Origin of the sequence: Pedobacter mendelii, from assembly GCF_014635725.1 — a bacterium.
Lineage (GTDB): Bacteria > Bacteroidota > Bacteroidia > Sphingobacteriales > Sphingobacteriaceae > Pedobacter > Pedobacter mendelii.
Genome location: NZ_BMDJ01000016.1, coordinates 1 through 21,484 on the forward strand (window position 1 = coordinate 1; position 21,484 = coordinate 21,484).

Here is a 21,484-nt window from a genome sequence, read left to right on the forward strand (position 1 = left end):
TTTGCTTTCTGGCGCACCAACACCTATTACTTTGGCTGCAGGTGAAATAAAATATTATGTAAGTCAGAAACTAAGTCTATCTGGCTGCGAAAGTGAAAAGGCTGAACTAAAAGTTACCGTATTGGCATTGCCACTGGCTCCTTCAACTACAGATTTAAATTATTGCCTTAATCAACAGAACATCCAGCCGCTTACGGCAACTGGTTCAAACCTCACCTGGTATGATGCGAATGGAACTTTGCTTTCTGGCGCACCAACACCTATTACTTTGGCTGCAGGTGAAATAAAATATTATGTAAGTCAGAAACTAAGTCCATCTGGCTGCGAAAGTGAAAAGGCGGAATTAAAAGTTACCGTATTGGCTCTTCCACTGGCTCCTGCAACTACTAGTTTAACTTACTGCCAAAACCAGGCTGCATTGCCGCTTACGGCAACGGGTTCAAACCTCACTTGGTATGATGCAAATGGAACTGTGCTTTCTGGCGCACCAACACCTATTACTTTGGCTGCAGGTGAAATAAAATATTATGTAAGTCAGAAACTAAGTCCATCTGGCTGCGAAAGTGAAAAGGCGGAACTAAAAGTTACCGTATTGGCATTACCACCGGCTCCTAAAGTTTCAGACCTTAATTATTGTTTAGGGCAAAAAAATGTTCCTCCTCTATTTGCAGAAGGCAGAGATCTAGTTTGGTATGATTCTTCAGGTTTATTACTTTCTTCTGCGCCAACACCATCAACTGCGGTTGCAGGAACGCTGATTTATTTTGTTGCCGAACGTTCAGTCCAAGGCTGTCATGGGTTACGTTCAAAAATTACAATTTCAATAAATGAAATACCAGTTGCACCGTTCGTAAAGAAAGTAACGTATTGCCAAAACGAATCTGCCAGTAAATTACAGGTAGAGGGTAACAATCTAAAATGGTATAACGAACAAGGAAATTTACTTCCTACAACACCGGTTCCAACAACTTCTGCTTTTGGAATAATTAATTATTATGTATCACAAACAAATTCATCGGGTTGCGAAAGCCCCAAATCTAAAATAATAGTTGAAGTTTTTGCCGCGCCTGAAAAACCAATTATTAGTGCATCAGGTCCGGTTCTTCTTTGTGAAGGTAGCTCTGTGATTTTAAAATCAAGTCCATCTTCTTATTACCAGTGGTTTAAAGATGGTGAAATTCTGAATGGAGCTGTAGGGCAAGCGTTAACAGTTGAAGAAACCGGTCTATATAAAGTGATTACTAAAAATTCAAGTGGCTGTGGTAGTGAGTTTTCTGAAGGGATTAATGTTCTGATTAATAAAATTTCTCAACAACCTACAATATTAGCACAAGGATCTTTAAGTGTTTGCGAAGGGCAGGCTGTAGTTTTAAATTCCACTTCTCCAATAGGAAATCAATGGTATAAAGATGAAGTTTTAATTCCAGGTGCAACTGGTCAATCATATTCAGCAAAAATTTCAGGGAAATACACAGTTATTGTAAATACACCAGCGGGATGTTCAAGCAAACAATCTGATCCGGTACTCGTATCAATTAATAGTACGCCTGTTATTCCTGTTATCACCACTCAAAGTTCAATGTTAATTTGTAAAGGGGGAGTGGCTACATTAACCTCTTCAATATCATCAGGAAACCAGTGGTACAAAAACGGAACATTAATTTCGGGCGCTACAGGATCAACTTATGTAGCTAACTCAACAGGTAATTATACGGTTAAAAGTAAAAATGTTTCCGGATGCGAGAGTTTAAACTCAAATGAAATAAATCTGGTTGAAGAAGAGTTTAAAATATCATTACAAACAAGTTCAAATGTTGTAGAGTACGGTTCGAAAATAGAATTAAACACAAGTTCAAAATTAGGGTATAAAATCCTGAGTTGGTCGCCAACTAACATATTTGTTGAGGGCGATGCTAAATCTCAGGCATTTGTGTTATTAAAAAATTTAACGGTTACTGTAAATGCAATTTCAGATAATGGATGCTATGCCTCTGCGACAATTAATATTGAAGTTGATAAAAAAAGAGATTTGTTCATCCCGAATACGTTTACACCTAACGGAGATGGGAAAAATGATGTGGTAAAAGTTTATGGAACAGATATTGAAAGCATTGATTGGACTATTTACTCTCAATGGGGTCAACTTATCTATAAATCGAAAGACCGTGATACTTCTTGGGACGGTACCTACAATGGTGTTATGCAACCAGTGGGTGTATATGTTTACAAATGCGTTGTACGATTTAGAGATGGAGAAGAGGTTATCAAACATGGTGCAATCAATTTAGTTAGGTAGTATGAGGATATCCTTTTTTGTAATAATTTCTATTTTCATTTTTCAATTTAATTCATGGGCTCAGGTAGACCCTCATTTTTCTCAGTATTATGCTTATGCTTTATGGATGAATCCGGCATTAGCTGGTGCAACTCAAATGGATTACAAAGCAACATTAATCCATAGAAATCAAAATTTCGGTAACGCAAATACATTCAGTACATCCGGCTTGTCTGCTGAGATGTCAACAAATAGAAACATTAATATTGGATTTAATATTTTAAATCAAACCGCTACAAGTGGCGGCTACGGATATTTAAATGGTACACTTTCTTTAGCCTATACTGGAGTTAAATTAGGTTTTAATGAAGACTATAACATAACTTTTGGAATGAACGTGGGTTTTTTAAACAGACGGTTTGATCCAACAAAATTTCAGCTTGGCGATCAGTATGAGCCAGGGGTTGGATATACGCCACTAATTCCAAGTGCAGACAAGTTTAATAATACAGCTTCAACTTCGATTGATGCAGGAGCAGGAATAGCTTTTTTTGATACTAATCCTTTAAAGAGAGCCAATTTATACGCAGCCTTTTCTGTTAATCATCTTACCAGGCCGAAAGATCCATTTGTAGATTCTGAAGGAAAGATGAGTTTGCCAATGCGTTATCTGTTTAATATGGGTGTTAGTATCAAGCTTAATAATGATATTTTTGTTATACCCCATATTTTATATGCAAGACAAGGTAATGCTCAAGAAAGAATGGCCGGACTTTATTTTACTATTCCTAATGGAAATAATTCAGAATTAATTGCCGGGGGTAATGTTAGGTTCAAAGATGCTATTGTACCCTATGCTGGGTTTACTTTTAACAATTTTACACTTGGGCTAAGCTATGATATAAATCCAGCACTACGTAGCACAGGAACTAGTACTAATACCTTTGAAATATCACTTACCTTTTTTAGGAAGCGCGAAGGAAACTATCGTGGAATAAGATGTCCAGTTTTTTAATGGTATAGGGAGTTAAAATTTAGTCTAAAATCAAATTTGAAAACTAGTATTTGTCTATAATAAGAAAAGGAGACCTTATCCAAGCGTCTCCTTTTTTTCTAACCAAATATAAACCTGTTATGAGCCAGGCTTTGTCCTAAATTTTCTATCTAAAACCTAAAGTTTCTCAAGAAAATGATTTATCTTTTTAATCTGAATAAACATCTTTCGTTTATTACTCTACAAATATAGTAAAATTTTTCTTAGTGTAAAAAATACACTAAGAAATTTTTAAGTATTTTTTTTGTCATTTTTTATTTACAATTCTTTTTATCTAACAATTACCCAATAAAAACTAGTGTATTACAAATATAAGTCCAAAATGTGTTAAGTAATTGTTAAATATTATCATATAATGATGCAATTTGTCCAAATTCAACAATGATTATTATCTAAGTCATATAAAATACTTCTATATCTATATTTTAATATGAATCATTTATCTAAAACGAATTTTATTGATAATTATTTAATTAAAAAAGTTAAATGATGTTAAATTATGAATGTCATTTACACTCGAAAATCTTATTTACTAAAAAAGGCTCCGTATTGGGAGCCTTTTTGAAAAAATTTATTATGGAAACAGATTTTATTATAAGCTTGCGTAGTATTCAACAAATTTAGCAAGTGCTGATGAATAACCCCATTCGTTATCGTACCATGATACAACTTTAACAAAGTTATCGTTCAAGGAAATACCAGCTTTTGCATCGAAAATAGAAGCATGGTCATCACCAATAAAGTCAGAAGATACCACTTCATCTTCAGTGTAAGCTAACACGCCTTTTAATTCGCCTTCGGAAGCTGCTTTCATAGCTGCCTTTATTTGCTCATAAGTAGCTGGTTTTTCTAAACGAACTGTTAAATCTACTACAGAAACGTCGGCAACAGGAACTCGGAAAGACATACCTGTTAATTTTCCTTTTAATTCAGGAAGCACCATACCTACAGCTTTAGCTGCACCAGTTGATGAAGGGATGATGTTTGAGAAACCACCACGACCACCTCTCCAATCTTTTGCAGATGGACCATCAACAGTTTTTTGTGTTGCAGTAACCGCGTGGATTGTACTCATTAAGCCTTCTACGATACCGAAATTATCATTTAAAACTTTAGCAATTGGCGCTAAGCAGTTCGTTGTACAAGATGCATTAGAAACTATTGTTTGATCTGCAGTTAATTTATGATGGTTAACACCCATTACATAAGTAGGGATATCACCATCTTTTGCTGGTGCAGAGAAAACTACTTTTTTAGCACCTGCAGCAATATGTTTTTCAGCATCAGCACGTGTTAAAAATAGACCAGTTGATTCGATAACAACTTCAACACCAACAGCATCCCATTTTAAATCAGCAGGACTACGTTCAGCAGTTACGCGAATCGTTTTGCCATTTACAACTAAATTTCCATCAACAACTTCAATTGTTCCATCAAACTTGCCATGAGTAGTATCATATTTTAACATATAAGCCATATAATCTGGCTCAATTAAGTCATTTATAGCTACGATATCTAAACCTCTTTTTAAAGCAGCTCTGAAAACCAGTCTGCCAATACGGCCAAAGCCGTTTATTCCAATTTTGCTCATTGTTTTTTGTTAATTAATGTAATGTTTTAATAAATTAAGTATTGGTTCTTTTATAATGCTTTTTATTTCTATATCATACTTTTCAGCCGTATGTACTAACCTATCTTCAAATTCTGCGGCAACTGTACCAACAAAATGTAAATCTTCATCTGGATATTTTTCAATCATTGGTATTATACAGGTTTGAAAATGCTTTTCAAATCCGTCATCAACCATTCTTATAATATACCCATGTTTTTTATTCTGAATAATAAAATCGAAGAAAGAAATTAGAAAAATATTTGCCTGGGGCTTATTATAAATTCTCTCAAATATTTGAGATCTATCGATATTATAGGCGCCAATAAATTTTGTTTCCAACTCTTTAGGTAATTTTTTATTCAGAAAACTTTTTAGCAGCATTTTACCTAAATAATTTGCAGAGCCTTCATCACCTAAAATGTAACCCAAACCAAAATTATTAATCAGCGGATCTTTACCGTCAAAATAAGCACAGTTTGAGCCACTGCCTAACATGGCAACAATACCTGATTTATTATAACAAGCGGCTTTCGCAGCACCAAATAAATCATTTTCTATTACAACTTTGCTGTATCTAAAAAAAGATGACAAAGTTTTTGCAAGGTCTTCTTTTCTTTCTGTAGATGATGCACCCGCTGCGAAAAAGTATATTTTTTTTATATTTTCTGCATTATTAACGAGTATCGTTTTTTTATTCAAAATTTGAAGAATCGTTTTTGAATCAACAAAGCAAGGGTTAATACCCGATGTGTTGCAATGTGCTACAACTTCACCATTTTGAGCTAATTTCCAAAATGCTGTTCTCGAACCGCTATAAACAACTGCTATCATTCTTTTAAATGGATAAAACTTCTGTCATCTTCATTAAATCATCTTCTAGCTTAAAAGTATGATCTGACAAAGCTTCTTCTATACTTGTTAATTTTATCTCATTACCTCTAAGGCCTACCATTTGAGCACTTTCGCCCGCAATTAATGCATTTACAGCCGCATAACCTAATCTGCTACCTAAAATACGATCGAAACTACTCGGACTGCCACCTCTTTGTAGATGACCCAAAATAGTAACTTTTGTATCATAATGATCAAATGTTTCTTTAACTTTTTTGGCAATATCGTAAGCACCCCCTTGCTTATGTCCTTCGGCAACAATAACAATGCTCGATGATTTTTTAGTTGCTGCGCCTAAAGCTAATTTCTGAATTAAATCATTAACACTAGTTTCAACTTCGGGTAATAAAACTGCTTCGGCACCACTGGCAATAGAACTTCTTAATGCTATACAACCAGAATCACGACCCATTACCTCAATAAAAAATAATCTATCGTGCGCATCTGCGGTATCCCTTATTTTATCAATTGCTTCAATTACGGTATTAATTGCAGTATCATAGCCTAAGGTAAAATCCGAGCCGCTTAAGTCGTTATCAATTGTTCCGGGTATGCCAATAACCTTTACGCCGAATGTTTCGCCAAATCGTTTGGCTCCTGTAAAGGTTCCATCACCGCCAATTACCACTAATGCATCGATATTGTTGTCCTGTAAGTTTTTATAAGCTATTTCTTGTCCCTCTTCTGTCTTAAACTCTAAACAACGGGCAGTTTTTAATATGGTACCACCCAAGTGTAAAATATTACTTACAGAGCGGGCATCCATCGGTTTTATATTGTTTGTAATTAAGCCGTGATAGCCTTGCATAACACCAAACATGCTAATGCCATGGTAAATTCCTGTACGAATAACCGCTCTAATCGCAGCATTCATGCCTGGAGCATCGCCTCCAGAAGTAAGTACAGCTATATTTTTGATATTTGGTTTCATGTTCGTAGTACGAATATAGTGTGTATTTTTTACACTAAGTAATTTATTTTATTTTTTTTACTTAATATTGAAAGTCATACCTTTAACGCTTAAATTAACTAAATTTTACATTGGAACAAATTTTACCTCATTTAGATTCTGTTTTCTCCATTGACTGTGTGCTGTTTGGATTTGATGGTAAGGAATTAAAAATCTTACTTATTGAAAGAAATGAAGAACCCTTTAAAGATTGGTGGGCACTGCCGGGTAATATTGTTGGTTCAGACGAGAGTTTAGATCAATCTGCTGCAAGAATTTTATATGAACTAACTGGTTTACGTGGAATTTATATGGAGCAATATTATGCTTTTGGTGATCCGGGAAGACATCCCCAGGGAAGGGTTATTACACTAGCTTATTATGCGCTCATTCGTTTAGGTGGCGATAAGGATCTACGGCCGGTAAGTACTTATGCAAAACAAGCTAACTGGTTGCCGATTACAGCATTACCTAAACTGGCTTTCGATCATCAAAAAATCTACGATAAGGGTTTAGAGAAAATTAAACGTAGGATTAAGCATCAACCAATTGCTTTTGAATTACTGCCAGAAAAATTCACCCTAACCCAATTGCAGCATGTTTACGAGCTTGTTTTAGGTAAAACACTAGATAAGCGTAACTTTAGAAAAAAGATTGTAAGTTTTGGTGTGTTAAAAGAACTTGATGAAAAGCAAAAAGGTGTTTCGTATAGAGCAGCAACGCTTTACAGGTTTGATAAAAGGAAGTATGCTAAATTATTTGGTAAAGAAATATCTTTTTAATAGATAAAACGCTATTTATGAAGTTTGTGGGTTTGAGAATAGAATGAGTTACTTTTTATAAGTGGTTTATTGAAGTAATTTTTCGCAGTTTTTAGCATTTGCAGTTTACTATTATTATTCATGGCAATTATAATTAGCGTATTTAAAATAAATTACCATTAAGATTTGTGTTTTTAGGTATTAACTGATATAGGTTAAACGGAAACTAAAAAAGAAATAGCGCCTGTGTTTACTTTAAATTCAGTTTAATATTTCCTTATTATATTTACAGCATGTCTCTGAATAATATCTCATCCCGTCACAGATCAGGAGCGCTTGATCTTTTAAGATTTATTGCCGTTTTAATTGTTTATTTCGGTCATTATGCTGATAGCTTTAACTACTTCTATCAAATTGTTCCAGAAAATCTAAAATATAACCCGGTCACAAAATATGGTAATATTGCTTTACTTATTTTTTTTACTGTTAGTGGCTACGTGGTTACCATGACATCAATAAAACGAAACAGTAGAGAATTTTGGATTAGCCGCCTTTCAAGGATATATCCCTTATTTTGGATTAGTTGTATTTTTGCTTTTCTGTTACCTCGTCTCGTTCCCGAGCATACCCTTTTAGCCGTTTCGTCATTTAAGACATTTCTCACTAATCTAACCATGTTCCCATCACTTATCGGTTATCAAATGATTAATCCGATTTTCCATACATTATTAGCAGAATTGATTTTTTATGCTTTTATTGGCATTATAATCGCCTTCAGGCTTTGGAATAAGGTATTGTTGATTATTCTGGGATTAACCATTTACTGCCTATTTTATACTTTTAGTTTAGAAAAATCAATAAATGTGCTGATTCCACCATATTTGCTTGGTATGATTTTCTACCTGATTAGGTCAAAATATGATAAATCCTGGAAGCTATATTCATTATTGGCTTTAAACTGTGTTTGCCTGGTATCGATAAGCAGGATATTAACTCATGATCTTGACCTATTTTATAGTAAACAAAATGTAGCTAACTTTTGGGTCATGTTAACTTTGATTATAAGCGTTTATTTCTTTATTTATCTTATTGCTATTGAAAAAATAAGGATAAGAAGTACAAAATTATCTTTTATTTTAGGGCAGATCGCTTATCCTTTTTATTTATTTCACATTTATTTTTTTTACATATACTGGTATTTCAGAGATTCAATACAAAGTGATTTATTGTTGTTTGGCCTGCTTTTTTTGATTTTGATTATTTCCTGGTTGCTACATAAATTCATAGAACTTAATATGGCAGCTGTTTTTAGTCGAATTTTAACATCCATCTGGAATATTTTCAGCAAGCCAGATCTAAAAAAGGATTCTGTTTAATTTTATTTGAATAATATGAGCAAATTCTTTTTTGCAGATAGCCTTGTCGATTATGAGCATTTAAACCTGAAGCGAGGAACGGTTGAAATATGGGAAGACGGAATGAGGACCTCAGGTGGAGAGGGGACGTATGAATGGTGGTATTTTGATGCGCATCTGGATGACGGATCTAAAGTTGTTATTGTTTTTTACACAAAGGCAATGACGGAGGTAAATAAACCTTTAAAAGCATATGCGACAATAAATATTGATTTTAAAGACGGTTCGAAATTAGAGCGGTATTTGCCTTCGGATAAATTTTATTCATCCAAAGATGAATGTGATGTTAGAATTGGGAAATGTTCATTTAAGGGTGATTTAAATTTTTACAACATACACCTAGAAGGAGATGATTTTGTTTTTGATGCAAAAATTTCTTCCGTGTCAGAAAGCTGGCGGCCTGAAACCGGTCACTTATACTTCGGAAAAAAAAGAAATTTATTCGCCTGGGTTGTACCTGTTCCAAAAGGTACCGTAGCGTTATCTTATAAATTTCCAGGCATGGAAATTACGACTAAAGGGTCTTGTTATCACGACCATAATTGGGGAGATAAAAGTCTGCATAAACTGATAGATCATTGGTATTGGGCACGGGCAGAATTCGGTCCCTATACAATTATTGGGGCACAAATAATTCCCCGTAAAAAGTTTAAACAAAATCCTGTTAATATAATTATGATTTTAAAGGATGGTAAAAAGATAGCTGATTGTAGTGATAATATGGAATTTCTTAAATTAAATCCTTTTATTTCACAAATTGGAAAAAAACCCATATGCAATCAAATTATTCTTAATTACCATGAAAATGAATCTAAATTTAAACTGGAGCTTAATCGAACAGAAAATATTTTACAAACTTATTTAATTCAGGAAGAATTTAAACGGAAACTGGCTAAGTTTTTAACTGGTTTTAACGGTGCATATTTCAGAATAACGGGAAATGCGACCTTGAGTGTTAAAACTGATATTAAACCTGAAATTACCTATACAAATAATAATACGATTTGGGAATTAATGTATTTTGGCAACCCTGATTAATTTATTAATAACAACTTTACTTAAGTCAAAAAGCTCCTTCAAGGTTGTTAAAAATAACTTGTGAAAAAGAATTAAATGCAGAATTAACACAATATAGCCATTAGCTTGTGCTGCTGATACGTAAATAAGCAGTGCAACCGGGAAAAAAAGCGCATAGAATTCTAACATAAAAATCTGATAGAATCCGCTTTTTGGTGAAATAACAATTATTATTTTTGACTTGAACAGGTACTGCTTCAGGAATGTAAAAAGTAAATAGACTAAAAAAGCTATTAAAACAATCCATAGCTTCAACGAGATAAGCAAGACGGTTAAGGCAAACAGTTCTGTAAAAACTAATAATCGGGGTACAAATTTAAACGTGTTTGGATTGATACGGTTTGCAAAAGTATCAATTCCTGAATTCTTATCATTTTCCCTATCCTTAAATTGATGATATAGTATACTCCTCAACCCCCAGCATAATGATATTGTTCCTGCAATAGCTAAAAGGAAGATATCAATTTTAGAATTTGCAAAGTAAAATATGATGCTCATGGCAAATAATGTTGGGAAAAAATGTTCTGCCATTGCGCAAGCAATTACACCCCATAAGCCCCTTTTTTTTAAACGGATAGGTTCAAAAGAATAAATGCTAATAGAAATGCATATCCCAAGATAGAATATGCAGGCACTTCTGAAAGGATAAATAAAATATACAGCGATGGCTAATAGGACAATTGAGGTTATTAATAATACCATGCGCATCCAAATGGATATATTTTGCATCATATTCGCTTTTCCACAAGCAGTATCTATGCTTAAATCTGTAAAATCATTAATTATACTTGCATAGATGGCAATAACAACCAAACTGGTGAAAATGATGAAGAATGCAGGGAAAAGCAGGTTAAAAAGTAAACTGTTACATGCTATTGCTGCAGCATAGGCTAAAGAAAGCACTTGCGGGGTTTTGAAATCCCACCATTCATGTGCCCTTGTTAACTTCGCTAAATTCATCTTTTAGTTAGCTTGTTTTAATAAGTGAAATAATTTCTGCGGCAAAGTCTTTTTCAGGTTTTTTAGGAACTGATTTTGCTATGTAAGCAGCAGCCTTTTTTCCGATTTCTTTCCATTCATCCAATCTTCGATAAGCCCTTTCCATAGCTTCTTCAAAAGTATCTTCAAATGGCAATCCACTGAATCCGGTTACATTTTCTTCTATAAGTTCTGTATTTCCACCCGATTTGGATACAATGACAGGTCTGCCGGCCGCCATAGCTTCTACCATAGATAATGGCAAACCTTCACTTCTGGATGGCAAAACTAAAGCATGGAAATCTTTCCAAAGGCTATCAATATCTTCAACCTGACCTTTAAAAACTATCTTTTTAACATTTAACAAACTTGCCAAATCTTTCAAGCCATTTTCATCATTGCCTTTACCAATAAACGTTACACTAAGATTTCTGTCTTGCCACCGTTTACGGCTTAAAATTCTTATTAAAATGTCCTGGCCTTTGTCCAATAAAAACAAGCGGCCAACGCATGCAAGTTTAACCTCTCCGGTAATTGGTGGGAAGGGATGTATATTTCCGATTTTTTGAGGGTTAAAAATTACCTTGCTGTTTTCAAGTCTTGTTCCAAATTGTTCTTCAGTTAAATTCAGGTTGTGTTTGGAAACAAAATAACAAGCCTTTGCTTCTTTAAGTAATCTAGTCATCTGAGGCCTGTCGCCGCCAGCTGGCCAATAAAAATCCACGGCTTTTTGTACAATCAAAACATAAGGTATCGCTAACTTATTACATGCATAAGCATAGCTGAGGCCATCGAAATTAATGCCCTGCGATATAATTGCAAAATCAGGTTTGTTTTTTTTAAATGATTTGATAAGGTTATTTACCCACGGGTTGTTATAAAAACTGAAAGGTTCGCTATCTCCAGAAAGCTGGGTAAACTTATCAATTATTTTGTTTGCGTTTCTTACAAGAAAAGGCTTAACGATATCTATATTTTCAAATTTTACACCCAGTGAGGCCAATTTTTTAAACTCCGGGTGTTGTTGATTTACAAATGTTTTATAAACAGTAATTTTTAATCCTTCTTCAATCAGATAGGGTACCGTTTTACCCCAAAGCTCTTCACTTCCTCCCCAATCCTCGCTGCAAGATGAAATAATACAAATGTTTTTTTTAGTATTTGTCTTTCTCATTTCCTGTTGTTTATGCATTTTTTTTGCTAAAAAGCCTGGCGTAATCTCCATCCAAATTTAATAATTTTTCATCGGTACCTTGCTGGGTTATCGTTCCGTTAGATAATACATAAATGTAATCAGCATGTTTAATTGCGGAATGTCTGTGGCTAATTATTAAGGCGCCTCTGGTGCCAATATTTTCTCTAAAAGAATCAAATAAGTATTTTTCTGCAATAACGTCAAGGGCACTTGTTGCCTCGTCAAGAATTAGAAACCTAGACGAACTGTACAGCGCCCTTGCTGTGGCTAATTTTTGCCATTGACCAATACTTATTTCCTGCCCGTTATCAAACACCTTACCCATCACTGTATCATATCCGTCGATAAATTCATCAATGTAAAGATTTGCACCCGTTTTGGTTGCCGCCTCTTTTATATCTTCTATTTTATGTTCGGTCCTTTCCATGTCTCCGAAACGGATATTGTCTGCTGCCGAGAAATTATATTTATTAAAATCCTGAAATACAATACCAATCTGTTTTCTGTAATCTGATATGGAAAAGTTATTTACATTCTCTTCTCCTAAAGATATCAAACCCGAGTCAGGGCGATATAACCCGGCCAAAATCTTTATCAGTGTAGTTTTTCCTGCACCATTTAATCCAACAAGTGCAATTATTTTTCCGGCTGGTATTTCCATAGAAATATTTGACAGTGTCATCTTTCTGCTTCCGGGGTAAGAAAAGCTCACATTCTTTAATTTAAGGCTCAAATCATTCTTTTTAGGAATTGATATGTATTCTTCCTTAACTTCTTTAACCGGTACCAAATCGAAAAGCTCGTATATGCTTGATACAAAAATGTTATTCATGTAAAGGTTAGAAATACCGGTAGCAATGCTTTGCAATAAATTGAATGATTGAGGAAAAATAACCAAAAACAAGGCTAAACTTCCTAAAGAACCACTTGATGTATTCAATAAAATATAGCCAATGCATACAAAAAAGCCAATATTAGAAATTGATAGTGAAACACTTTCGCCTAATGTTCTAACAAAGCTTATTTTTAGCTTTTCACTTAGCAACTGCATCCTGATGGTGTAATATTGATCTTTAAAAAAAGTTCCTAAATTATAACTTCTAACTTCTTTGGCTGCGGTATCTGATGTTATCAAATTACTAAGGTACATTGATTTTCTTTCAGCGGGGGTTTGCTGAACCCGAAGTATGTTTTGCTTTTTTGAAAAATATATTCTAATCAATAGTGTTGGTATAACCAATAGAATAAGTATTGGAAGAAGAACCTTGCTTATTGTAGAAAGAACGATTGCTATACCCAAAAGACTTAAAATATTTTTTGTAATATCCAGCAGGGATAAAATAACCTGGTTTGGTCTGTAGGAGCCGGCATCTTTAGCTCTTTTTAAAATGTCAAAATATTCAGGACTTTCATAATAAGACAATTCTAAATCCTTTGCTATTTCATGTATTTTATCATCTATTTTTTCAGAAACTTTTGCCGCTTGTACCTCACTTATATAAGCAGAAAATGTTTTGGTTACATTATAACAAACGCCAATTATGACAGAAAAGAAAATATATTTTATTATTAAATCACGGCTTTGCGGGTTGGATATATCTGCTTTTGATACTACATCAACAATCAACTTTAAAGAATAAAGAGAGGCAAGCATGAATAAAGTTTCTATCAGGATGGCCAAAATTACAAGTATTGTCCAGCCCTTTGAAAATGCAAATATTAGTTTTACAGTTCTGCCGATATTCAGATTAGTTTTAAGTCTTTTAAGTTTAGATATAAGAGATTTAGGCATAAATTAATTAGACTTAGGGAGAATAGGGGAAAGTAATGTGAAAAATTAATGGTTGCAATTGGAATAAATATATTAATTCTGACTAAGAATTATTAACAAATAAAATGGTTACATAAAATTTTATTAATTCATAGTTTTTATTTTCCAAAATTAACATTAACAACTTATAACACATTATAAGATTGAAGAAATAAAAACAAATTCACTAAAACTTTGGTTATAATCGTACTTTTGAAAAGTTTAACATCTATCCTTATCAATAAGTAATATTTATGACTACTGAAAAACTTGTAAGTGTCATTATTGTAACCTTTAACAGAGCCCATTTCTTAAAAGATGCTATACAAAGTGTTTTAAATCAGACTTATAAAAATATTCAACTGATTTTAGTTGATGATGGTTCCACTGATAACACTAAAGAACTTGCTGAAGCATATCCTTTCATAGAATACCACTACAAAAATAATGGGGGGCAGGCTTCCGCCAGAAATCTTGGATTTAAATATGCTAAAGGTGATTTTGTTGCCTGTTTAGATTCTGATGATATGTGGTATCCTGATTTTCTAACAATTTGTGTGAAACAATTAACCAATACAAATACTGATTTTGTATTCACTAATTGGGATCAGGAAGTTAAAGATGGGGTAAGCTGGCAGTTTTTAAACAGGGATCCTTTTTTAAAGCCGTACCTGAGCAATTTAAAAGATGGATGGGTATTGCTGGAGTATGCAGATACTAAAAATTTATACTTAAGAGCATGCCCCTCACCGTCATCATCAGTTGTTTTTAGAAAATCATCGATGATAGTACGCTGGGATGAGCAAATGAAAATCGGTGACGACTGGTCAATGTATCTTGATATTATTTTTTCCAAAAAATGCAATGTTGCATTTACCCTTAAGGTATTATGGAGAAAAAGAGTAAATGATATAAATGTTTACGATGGCCGTAAATGGAATGAAGTTCTTGAGAATTTGTACATTAACGATTTATCAAAAAAAATAAGTAAACTTAAAAGCCGCTTAAATAAAGACGAGCTAGATATTCTTAATAAAAGATATATCGAAAGTATGGTCGAGCTTGCTAAGCATAATATTGTTAGAGAATATAAGTTTCTTAGTGCAATCCAGCTCCTGAAAAGATCTTTTATAGTTGATATTTCCCAAACTTTAATTTCAATACCTCTTGTCTTGAGAAAGGCAATTAATTCTAAAATTATTGTGCCAAAGGATGTAACAAATTTAAATGGTACCTAAATTTACACAAGAAATATGAACTGTTAAAATGCTATAGTTAATAATGATTTGCTCTAAGGGCTAATGGATTAACTATAGCATTTTATCACTATCCTTTTGGGGATAATTCCAGGTGGTAATGCACCAAATCATCTATTGGTGAGCGTATAATTTTACCAACACCCATTTCATAGCGATCGGCAACGATACTTAAAATGTCACGGAAACTGTAACCTACAGAACCTACGCAGTTTAATTTATGGTCTTTATAGTTAGGGTAGTGTATAACCAAAGCTTCGAAAAAAGCAGTAAAAGCATAATCAATCGTTTTATATGTATAATCTTCGTAACTATCTTTAAAGTCGTATAAAAATTTACTAAAGCTTGCACAAAAACGGTTTGGCAATGGTTTGTTGTAAATGTTATCGAAAATATCTTCGTTTGTTAAAGCATAATTGTCGTAAAAAGCTTCTCTCAAGCCTTTAGGCATATAACCTTTCATGTAATCGCCTAAAATGCGCTTACCAATATAAGAACCACTACCTTCATCGCCGAGAAAATAACCTAATGAATCAATATTCATAGTAATGTCATTTCCGTCATATAAACATGAATTGGTTCCCGTGCCTAAAATGCCTGCAAATCCGGGTTCGTTACCCAAAAGTGCTCTGCAAGAAGCAAGTAAATCATGTCCGACAAAAATTTCTGCATTAGTGAAAACCAGTTTCATGGCATCAGCAACAATTTTTTTGTTACCAGGCGTAGAGCAACCTGCACCATAGTAATAAATTGCTGTTAATTTCTCTCTTTCTAAGTGGTCCGGAAGAGTTTCATTTAAAGATTGTACAATATATTCCCCTTTTGAGAAATAAGGATTGTAGCCCTCGGTATTAAAGTAAATTTTTCTGCCGGCCTCATTAATCAAACACCAGTTTGTTTTGGTTGATCCACCGTCTGCAATTACTATCATTTTATTTATTTTTGGTTTTAGCACGATAAAAGTATAAAAACTCTTATATTTTGTTTCTTTTTTTTTAATAATTTTTTAACAATTTGTTGTTGTTGAAATTTAAGTGTGTAAAAAATACACTATATATGCCTTTTAATGGGCATAAAACCTTAAAATTATACCATATAAGGCATTGGTCTTATTTTTAAACGTCAGTAATATTTTACAATTTTTATAAGGATGATTAATAAAATTATAGATTTTAGAAGTGATACGGTAACTAAACCAACAACTGGCATGCTCGATGCAATGATGAGTGCAAAAGTTGGAGATGATGTTTTTGGTGAAGATGAAACGGTTCATGAACTCGAAACAAAACTTGCAGGATTATTTAATATGGAAGCTGGTTTATTTTGTCCTTCTGGCACTATGACCAACCAAATCGGTATTAAATGTTTTACTCAGCCGATGGATGAGGTGATCTGTGATCAAACGGCTCACGTTTATCGATACGAAATTGGAGGTATTGCTTTTCACTCCGCTGCATCTGTAAGGTTATTGCATGGAGAACGTGGTATTCTAACACCGGAGCTTATAGAGCCTGAAATTAATGAAGACAATATACATTACCCAAATTCGAGTTTGGTTGTTTTAGAAAATACGGTTAACAAAGGTGGGGGCAGTTGTTATAGCTTATCACAAATTGCTTCTATACATCATTTATGCAACATTAAGGGTTTAAAACTTCATTTAGATGGTGCCAGAATTTTTAATGCATTAACAGCAACCGGCGATAGTGCTTACAATTATGGAAAATATTTTGATGGTATTTCTGTCTGCTTATCAAAAGGTTTGGGCGCACCGGTTGGATCTGTTTTGTTGGGTAGCAAAACAACGATTCATAAAGCTAAGAAAATAAGAAAAGCTTTCGGAGGTGGTATGAGGCAGGCTGGTTTCTTGGCTGCTGCAGGAATTTATTCTTTAGATAATCATATAGAGCGTCTGAAAGATGATCACAAACATGCTAAAAATCTGGCTGTTGCCTTGTTGCAAACGAGTTATGTAAAATCTGTAATGCCGGTTGAAACAAACATTGTTATTTTTGAGGTTTCAAAAGGTATGGCTGAAAAAGTGGTACACCAATTTAAAGAAAAAGGATTACTTTGTAATACAACCAGTTCTAGTACGGTTCGGTTTGTAACTCATCTTGATATTAGCCCATCGATGGTTGATGAAGCGATAGAAATAATATTACATTTGCGTTAAAGTGGGTTGAGGATGAGATTGGATTGAGGATGACATTGAAATTGAGGATGAGGTTAAGGATGAGGACGAGGTTGAGGTTAAGGATGAGATTAAGATCGAGGCCAAGGTTGAGAATTGCAAATCAGGACTTCATAATTGCGATACAAACCAATCATCCAACGAACTAAAAAACTAACCACCTAATAAACCAACCACCTAACAAACTAAATACCAATGAAGAAAATCCTTATTGCCAATCGAGGTGAAATTGCTTTGCGAATCATGCGTTCGGCAAAGGAAATGGGCTTAAAAACTGTTGCTGTTTACTCTGAGGCAGATCGTAATGCTTTGCATGTTCGTTACGCAGATGAGGCAATTTGTATAGGTCCTCCACCTTCAAATCAAAGTTACCTTTCAGGCGAAAAAATTATTGATGCTTGCAAACAAACGGGTGCAGAGGCAATTCATCCCGGTTATGGCTTCTTATCAGAAAATGCAGGTTTCGCTAAAATGGTTGCAGCAGCAGGTTTAATTTTAATTGGACCATCGCCCGAAGCAATGGAAACGATGGGTAATAAACTTTCAGCCAAAGCAGCAGCATTAAAATATAATATTCCAATGGTTCCAGGTACTGAAGAAGCCATTCAGGATGTAAATGAAGCTAAAAAGAAAGCCATAGAAGTTGGTTTCCCAATTCTTATAAAAGCGGCTGCAGGAGGAGGAGGGAAAGGAATGCGCATTGTTGAGAATGCTGAAGATTTTGAAGAGCAAATGCAACTTGCAGTAAGTGAGGCAACATCAGCCTTTGGAGATGGCGATGTATTTATCGAACGTTATGTAACTTCGCCCCGCCACATAGAAATACAGGTTCTAGGTGATAATCATGGCAATATTGTTCATCTTTTTGAAAGAGAATGCTCTGTTCAACGCCGCCATCAAAAGGTGGTTGAAGAGGCACCATCATCTATACTTAATGATAAAATAAGACAGCAAATGGGTAAGTGTGCGGTTGATGTTGCCCGATCGGTAAACTATACTGGGGCAGGAACGGTAGAGTTCATTCTAGATGAAAATCTGAATTTTTTCTTCTTGGAGATGAATACCAGGTTGCAGGTAGAGCACCCGGTAACTGAATTGATTACCGGAATTGATTTGGTAAAAGAGCAAATTAAAATTGCTTCTGGAGAAAAATTGAGTTTCACCCAGAAAGATTTAAAGATAAGCGGGCATGCGATCGAACTAAGGGTTTATGCCGAAGACCCTAATAATAATTTTCTACCCGATATTGGTACTTTGCAAACTTATAAAACGCCGAAAGGAAACGGCGTAAGAGTTGATGACGGCTTTGAACAAGGTATGGAAATCCCAATTTATTACGACCCAATGATAGCCAAACTGATCACTTTTGGTAAAGATAGGGAAGAAGCAATTGAGCGGATGATTAGGGCTATTGAAGAATATGAGATTACCGGGATAGAAACTACTTTAGGTTTTGGTAAATTTGTAATGCAGCATGATGCTTTTAGAACCGGTAAATTTGACACACATTTCGTAAATAAATATTTAAAGGCAGGTAGTTTAATAGCTGAAAATAAGGACGGAGCAATAATTGCAGCCATTGTTGCTGCAAATTTACTTCAAAAAACTGGCGGCGAATCAGTTGTAAAAGATATTTTGAAAAATTCATCTGATTGGAGAAAAAACAGATTGAAATATTAGATTTAATTAAAACATGTTTACCGGAATAATAGAAACTCTTGGCGAAGTTATAGCCATACAAACAGAGCATACCAATATTCATTTTACAATTGCCTCTGCAATTAGTCATGAATTAAAAATAGATCAAAGTGTTGCACATAACGGCGTTTGTTTAACTGTTGTTGCTTTAAACGATACTACTCATACGGTAACAGCAATAGATGAAACTTTGAGTAAAACCAGCTTAGGTAATTTAAAAGTCGGTAATAAGGTGAATTTAGAGCGTTGTATGCAAATGAATGCACGTTTAGATGGACATATTGTTCAGGGACATGTAGATCAAACTGCAGTTTGCATTAAACGACAGGAACTTGATGGAAGTTGGGAATATCGATTTAAATATAATGCCTCTTCTGGAAATGTTACAGTAGAAAAAGGATCTGCATGCGTTAACGGAATAAGTTTAACCGTAGTAAATTCTGCTGCAGATGAGTTTTCGGTTTTTATTATCCCTTTTACATTCGTACATACAAATTTACAGGAAGTTCAGGTTGGAGATACCGTAAATCTAGAATTTGATATTATTGGCAAATATGTAGCACGTTTAATGGTCAACAAATAATATTTGAGAATTAACAATATTTTGCTCTGTTAAAATCCTAGTCCTTTTGGTTAATGTATAATAAAGAAGAAGCCTCACGTTTACGTCAGCAGTTTTGGATTAGCTTTGGGCAATATATGAAACCTATTCCTTCTGTTGGTGGCTGTCATGTAAACTGGATAAATTATAAAACAGGAGTGAAGCATATCTTTTTTAAAATGGATGTTAATAATAAGATGGCAATAATATCAATCCAAATCGCTCATCCAGATGCAGATATAAGGGAATTAGTGTTTAATCAATTTGAAGAATTTAAGTTGATGTTCACAAATTCAGTTGGCACAGATTGGAACTGGATTATTAATGCTACTGGTGAAAATGGCAAAACCGTAAGTCAGATTTCAACAATCCTAGAAAATGTTAATATCTATAATAAACAAAATTGGCCTGAATTGATTTCTTTTTTTAAACCTAAACTAATTGCGCTTGATGAATTCTGGGATAATGTTAAGCCTGTTTTTGAAAATTTAATCTAAAATTTTAAGTTCCTCCATTCTGCTCTTAACGTATTTAATTTCATCTTTATCTTTAATTGGATTAGGTTTACTTTTTAGATATAAATTATAATATTTACTAGCTTGTTTCACTTCTTTATATTTCAAATCATAAAGAAGCGCAAGCCTGTAATAAATGTTTGGTTCTGCTTTAAATTCTAATCCCTTTTTGTAAGCTGAGTTTGCTAATGAAAGTTTTTCGCTTTCTTCGTAAACCAATCCTAGTAAGGCATAATAATTTGATGTGTTGTCAGAAATCCCTTCTTCAATCGTTTTTTTTGTATATATAACTGCAGCTTGATAGTTTTTTAATGCTCTATAACTTAAAGATGTGTAATAAAGTGTGGCTTCATTCTGCATGGCCAAAGTTTCCAAAATCTTAAACTTGGCAATGGCTTTTTCATAATCTTTGGTAAAATAATAGGCCTTTGCAACATCTTTTATCACCGCAGCATCTTGGTTTACTTGCAAAATCTTCTCTCCTTCTAGTATTACTTCATTATACTTCTTCAAAAAATTGGCTATTGGAAGTATCGCCTTTTTTAAAACGATATTACCTGTATCGGCTGCAATGGCAATTTGTAATGTTTTGTAGGCTATTGCATGTTTTTGTAAATTGGCGTACAAATCCGCTAAATCGTAAGCAACATCAGCCTCTGTAGGGTTTAGTTTATTTGCTTTAATTAGGTAAACCGACCGCAAAGAATCCTTAGTTGTCAATATATCTGCGAGTAATTTATAAACGGTAAAATTGTTGCTGTCAATCTTAATAATTTCACCATAATACAACTTGGCCTTATCAGCATTTCCTCTTTTCCAGTTGATGTTGCCTAAACTAAATAATATTGGTAAATTTTGTGGTTGCTGTGCATAAGCTTTCGTATAAAATTTTTCTGCTTCTACATTATTACCGCTCATTAAGTAGCAATATCCGATTTGGATTAATATTTTTGCATCATTTATATCTTCACCGTAAATGCTTGTTAAATATTTTGCTGCTTCGGCATATTTTTGATTTTGATAAAAATCAAATAATTTTTCTTTATCTAATGATGATTTTTGTTGAGCAAATAATGCGGCAACCATAAACAAAAAAAACAAAAGCGATAGAAATCTTTTCACAACAAATAATTTTAACTAATTTATTAGTTATTTTATTCATTTCCAAACCTGATTTTAAAATTTTTCAAACAAAAACAAAAT

Annotated in this window: 18 protein-coding genes; 10 read left to right on the forward strand and 8 right to left on the reverse strand. The window is 33.9% G+C overall.

The window, feature by feature from the left end:
- Positions 1-2,296, forward strand: a 2,296-nt coding sequence (locus IEV50_RS18755) for a T9SS type B sorting domain-containing protein (RefSeq protein ID WP_188417326.1), incomplete at its 5' end; no start/stop codon positions are given.
- A gap of 1 nt (position 2,297) precedes the next feature.
- Positions 2,298-3,290 (forward strand): PorP/SprF family type IX secretion system membrane protein, encoded by a 993-nt coding sequence (locus tag IEV50_RS18760; RefSeq protein WP_188417328.1) that lies wholly within the window; start codon positions 2,298-2,300, stop codon positions 3,288-3,290.
- Positions 3,291-3,921: 631 nt separating this feature from the next.
- Here the strand turns inward: IEV50_RS18760 and gap are convergent.
- Genes gap through pfkA form a run of 3 tightly spaced genes read right to left on the reverse strand, consistent with a single transcriptional unit; the run spans position 3,922 to position 6,763 of the window.
- The gene (gap, locus tag IEV50_RS18765; protein WP_188417331.1) at positions 3,922-4,920 is read right to left on the reverse strand and encodes a type I glyceraldehyde-3-phosphate dehydrogenase; all 999 of its coding nucleotides are present in this window, start codon (positions 4,918-4,920) and stop codon (positions 3,922-3,924) included.
- 9 nt (positions 4,921-4,929) lie between these two features.
- A complete protein-coding gene (locus IEV50_RS18770; RefSeq protein ID WP_188417334.1) occupies positions 4,930-5,772 on the reverse strand; it encodes a hypothetical protein in 843 nt (280 codons plus the stop codon).
- A 4-nt stretch (positions 5,773-5,776) separates the two neighbouring features.
- Positions 5,777-6,763 carry a 6-phosphofructokinase gene (gene pfkA, locus IEV50_RS18775; protein ID WP_188417343.1) on the reverse strand — a complete coding sequence of 329 codons (987 nt, stop codon included), beginning with the start codon at positions 6,761-6,763 and terminating at the stop codon, positions 5,777-5,779.
- A 110-nt stretch (positions 6,764-6,873) separates the two neighbouring features.
- Here pfkA and IEV50_RS18780 point away from each other — a divergent pair, with 110 nt between their 5' ends.
- The 3 genes from IEV50_RS18780 to IEV50_RS18790 all read left to right on the forward strand — a co-directional run bounded on the left by IEV50_RS18780 (position 6,874) and on the right by IEV50_RS18790 (position 9,995).
- Positions 6,874-7,563, forward strand: a complete 690-nt coding sequence (locus IEV50_RS18780; RefSeq protein WP_188417345.1) for an NUDIX hydrolase — start codon at positions 6,874-6,876, stop codon at positions 7,561-7,563.
- Between the two features lie 272 nt (positions 7,564-7,835).
- Positions 7,836-8,918: an acyltransferase family protein gene (locus tag IEV50_RS18785; protein WP_188417347.1), complete on the forward strand. Its 1,083-nt coding sequence runs from the start codon at positions 7,836-7,838 to the stop codon at positions 8,916-8,918.
- Positions 8,919-8,933: 15 nt separating this feature from the next.
- The gene (locus tag IEV50_RS18790) at positions 8,934-9,995 is read left to right on the forward strand and encodes a hypothetical protein (RefSeq protein WP_188417349.1); all 1,062 of its coding nucleotides are present in this window, start codon (positions 8,934-8,936) and stop codon (positions 9,993-9,995) included.
- On the opposite strand, the gene IEV50_RS18795 is transcribed toward IEV50_RS18790, so the two are convergent.
- Genes IEV50_RS18795 through IEV50_RS18805 form a run of 3 tightly spaced genes read right to left on the reverse strand, consistent with a single transcriptional unit; the run spans position 9,969 to position 13,999 of the window.
- A complete protein-coding gene (locus IEV50_RS18795) occupies positions 9,969-10,994 on the reverse strand; it encodes a UbiA family prenyltransferase (RefSeq protein ID WP_188417351.1) in 1,026 nt (341 codons plus the stop codon). The two genes, IEV50_RS18790 and IEV50_RS18795, sit on opposite strands and share 27 nt — an antisense overlap.
- Before the next feature lie 7 nt (positions 10,995-11,001).
- Positions 11,002-12,186, reverse strand: coding sequence for a glycosyltransferase family 4 protein (locus tag IEV50_RS18800; protein ID WP_188417354.1), 1,185 nt, complete (start codon positions 12,184-12,186; stop codon positions 11,002-11,004).
- Positions 12,187-12,196: 10 nt separating this feature from the next.
- The gene (locus IEV50_RS18805; protein ID WP_188417356.1) at positions 12,197-13,999 is read right to left on the reverse strand and encodes an ABC transporter ATP-binding protein; all 1,803 of its coding nucleotides are present in this window, start codon (positions 13,997-13,999) and stop codon (positions 12,197-12,199) included.
- Between the two features lie 272 nt (positions 14,000-14,271).
- On the opposite strand from IEV50_RS18805, the gene IEV50_RS18810 reads away from it, so the two are divergent.
- Complete coding sequence (locus IEV50_RS18810) at positions 14,272-15,255, forward strand: glycosyltransferase family 2 protein (RefSeq protein WP_188417359.1); 984 nt, start codon at positions 14,272-14,274, stop codon at positions 15,253-15,255.
- A gap of 88 nt (positions 15,256-15,343) precedes the next feature.
- Here IEV50_RS18810 and IEV50_RS18815 read toward each other — a convergent pair whose 3' ends face one another.
- Positions 15,344-16,204, reverse strand: a complete 861-nt coding sequence (locus tag IEV50_RS18815; RefSeq protein WP_188417361.1) for an N-acetylglucosamine kinase — start codon at positions 16,202-16,204, stop codon at positions 15,344-15,346.
- A 219-nt stretch (positions 16,205-16,423) separates the two neighbouring features.
- On the opposite strand from IEV50_RS18815, the gene IEV50_RS18820 reads away from it, so the two are divergent.
- From IEV50_RS18820 to IEV50_RS18835, 4 genes are all read left to right on the forward strand, one after another.
- A complete protein-coding gene (locus IEV50_RS18820; RefSeq protein ID WP_188417363.1) occupies positions 16,424-17,449 on the forward strand; it encodes a threonine aldolase family protein in 1,026 nt (341 codons plus the stop codon).
- Between the two features lie 213 nt (positions 17,450-17,662).
- Positions 17,663-19,147, forward strand: a complete 1,485-nt coding sequence (gene accC / locus IEV50_RS18825; protein ID WP_188417365.1) for an acetyl-CoA carboxylase biotin carboxylase subunit — start codon at positions 17,663-17,665, stop codon at positions 19,145-19,147.
- A 13-nt stretch (positions 19,148-19,160) separates the two neighbouring features.
- Entirely contained in the window at positions 19,161-19,748 is a 588-nt protein-coding gene (locus IEV50_RS18830; protein WP_188417367.1) for a riboflavin synthase, read from the forward strand.
- Between the two features lie 53 nt (positions 19,749-19,801).
- Positions 19,802-20,263: a DUF4268 domain-containing protein gene (locus tag IEV50_RS18835; RefSeq protein ID WP_188417369.1), complete on the forward strand. Its 462-nt coding sequence runs from the start codon at positions 19,802-19,804 to the stop codon at positions 20,261-20,263.
- On the opposite strand, the gene IEV50_RS18840 is transcribed toward IEV50_RS18835, so the two are convergent.
- Positions 20,255-21,403: a tetratricopeptide repeat protein gene (locus IEV50_RS18840; protein ID WP_188417371.1), complete on the reverse strand. Its 1,149-nt coding sequence runs from the start codon at positions 21,401-21,403 to the stop codon at positions 20,255-20,257. The two genes, IEV50_RS18835 and IEV50_RS18840, sit on opposite strands and share 9 nt — an antisense overlap.
- Positions 21,404-21,484: the final 81 nt, after the last annotated feature.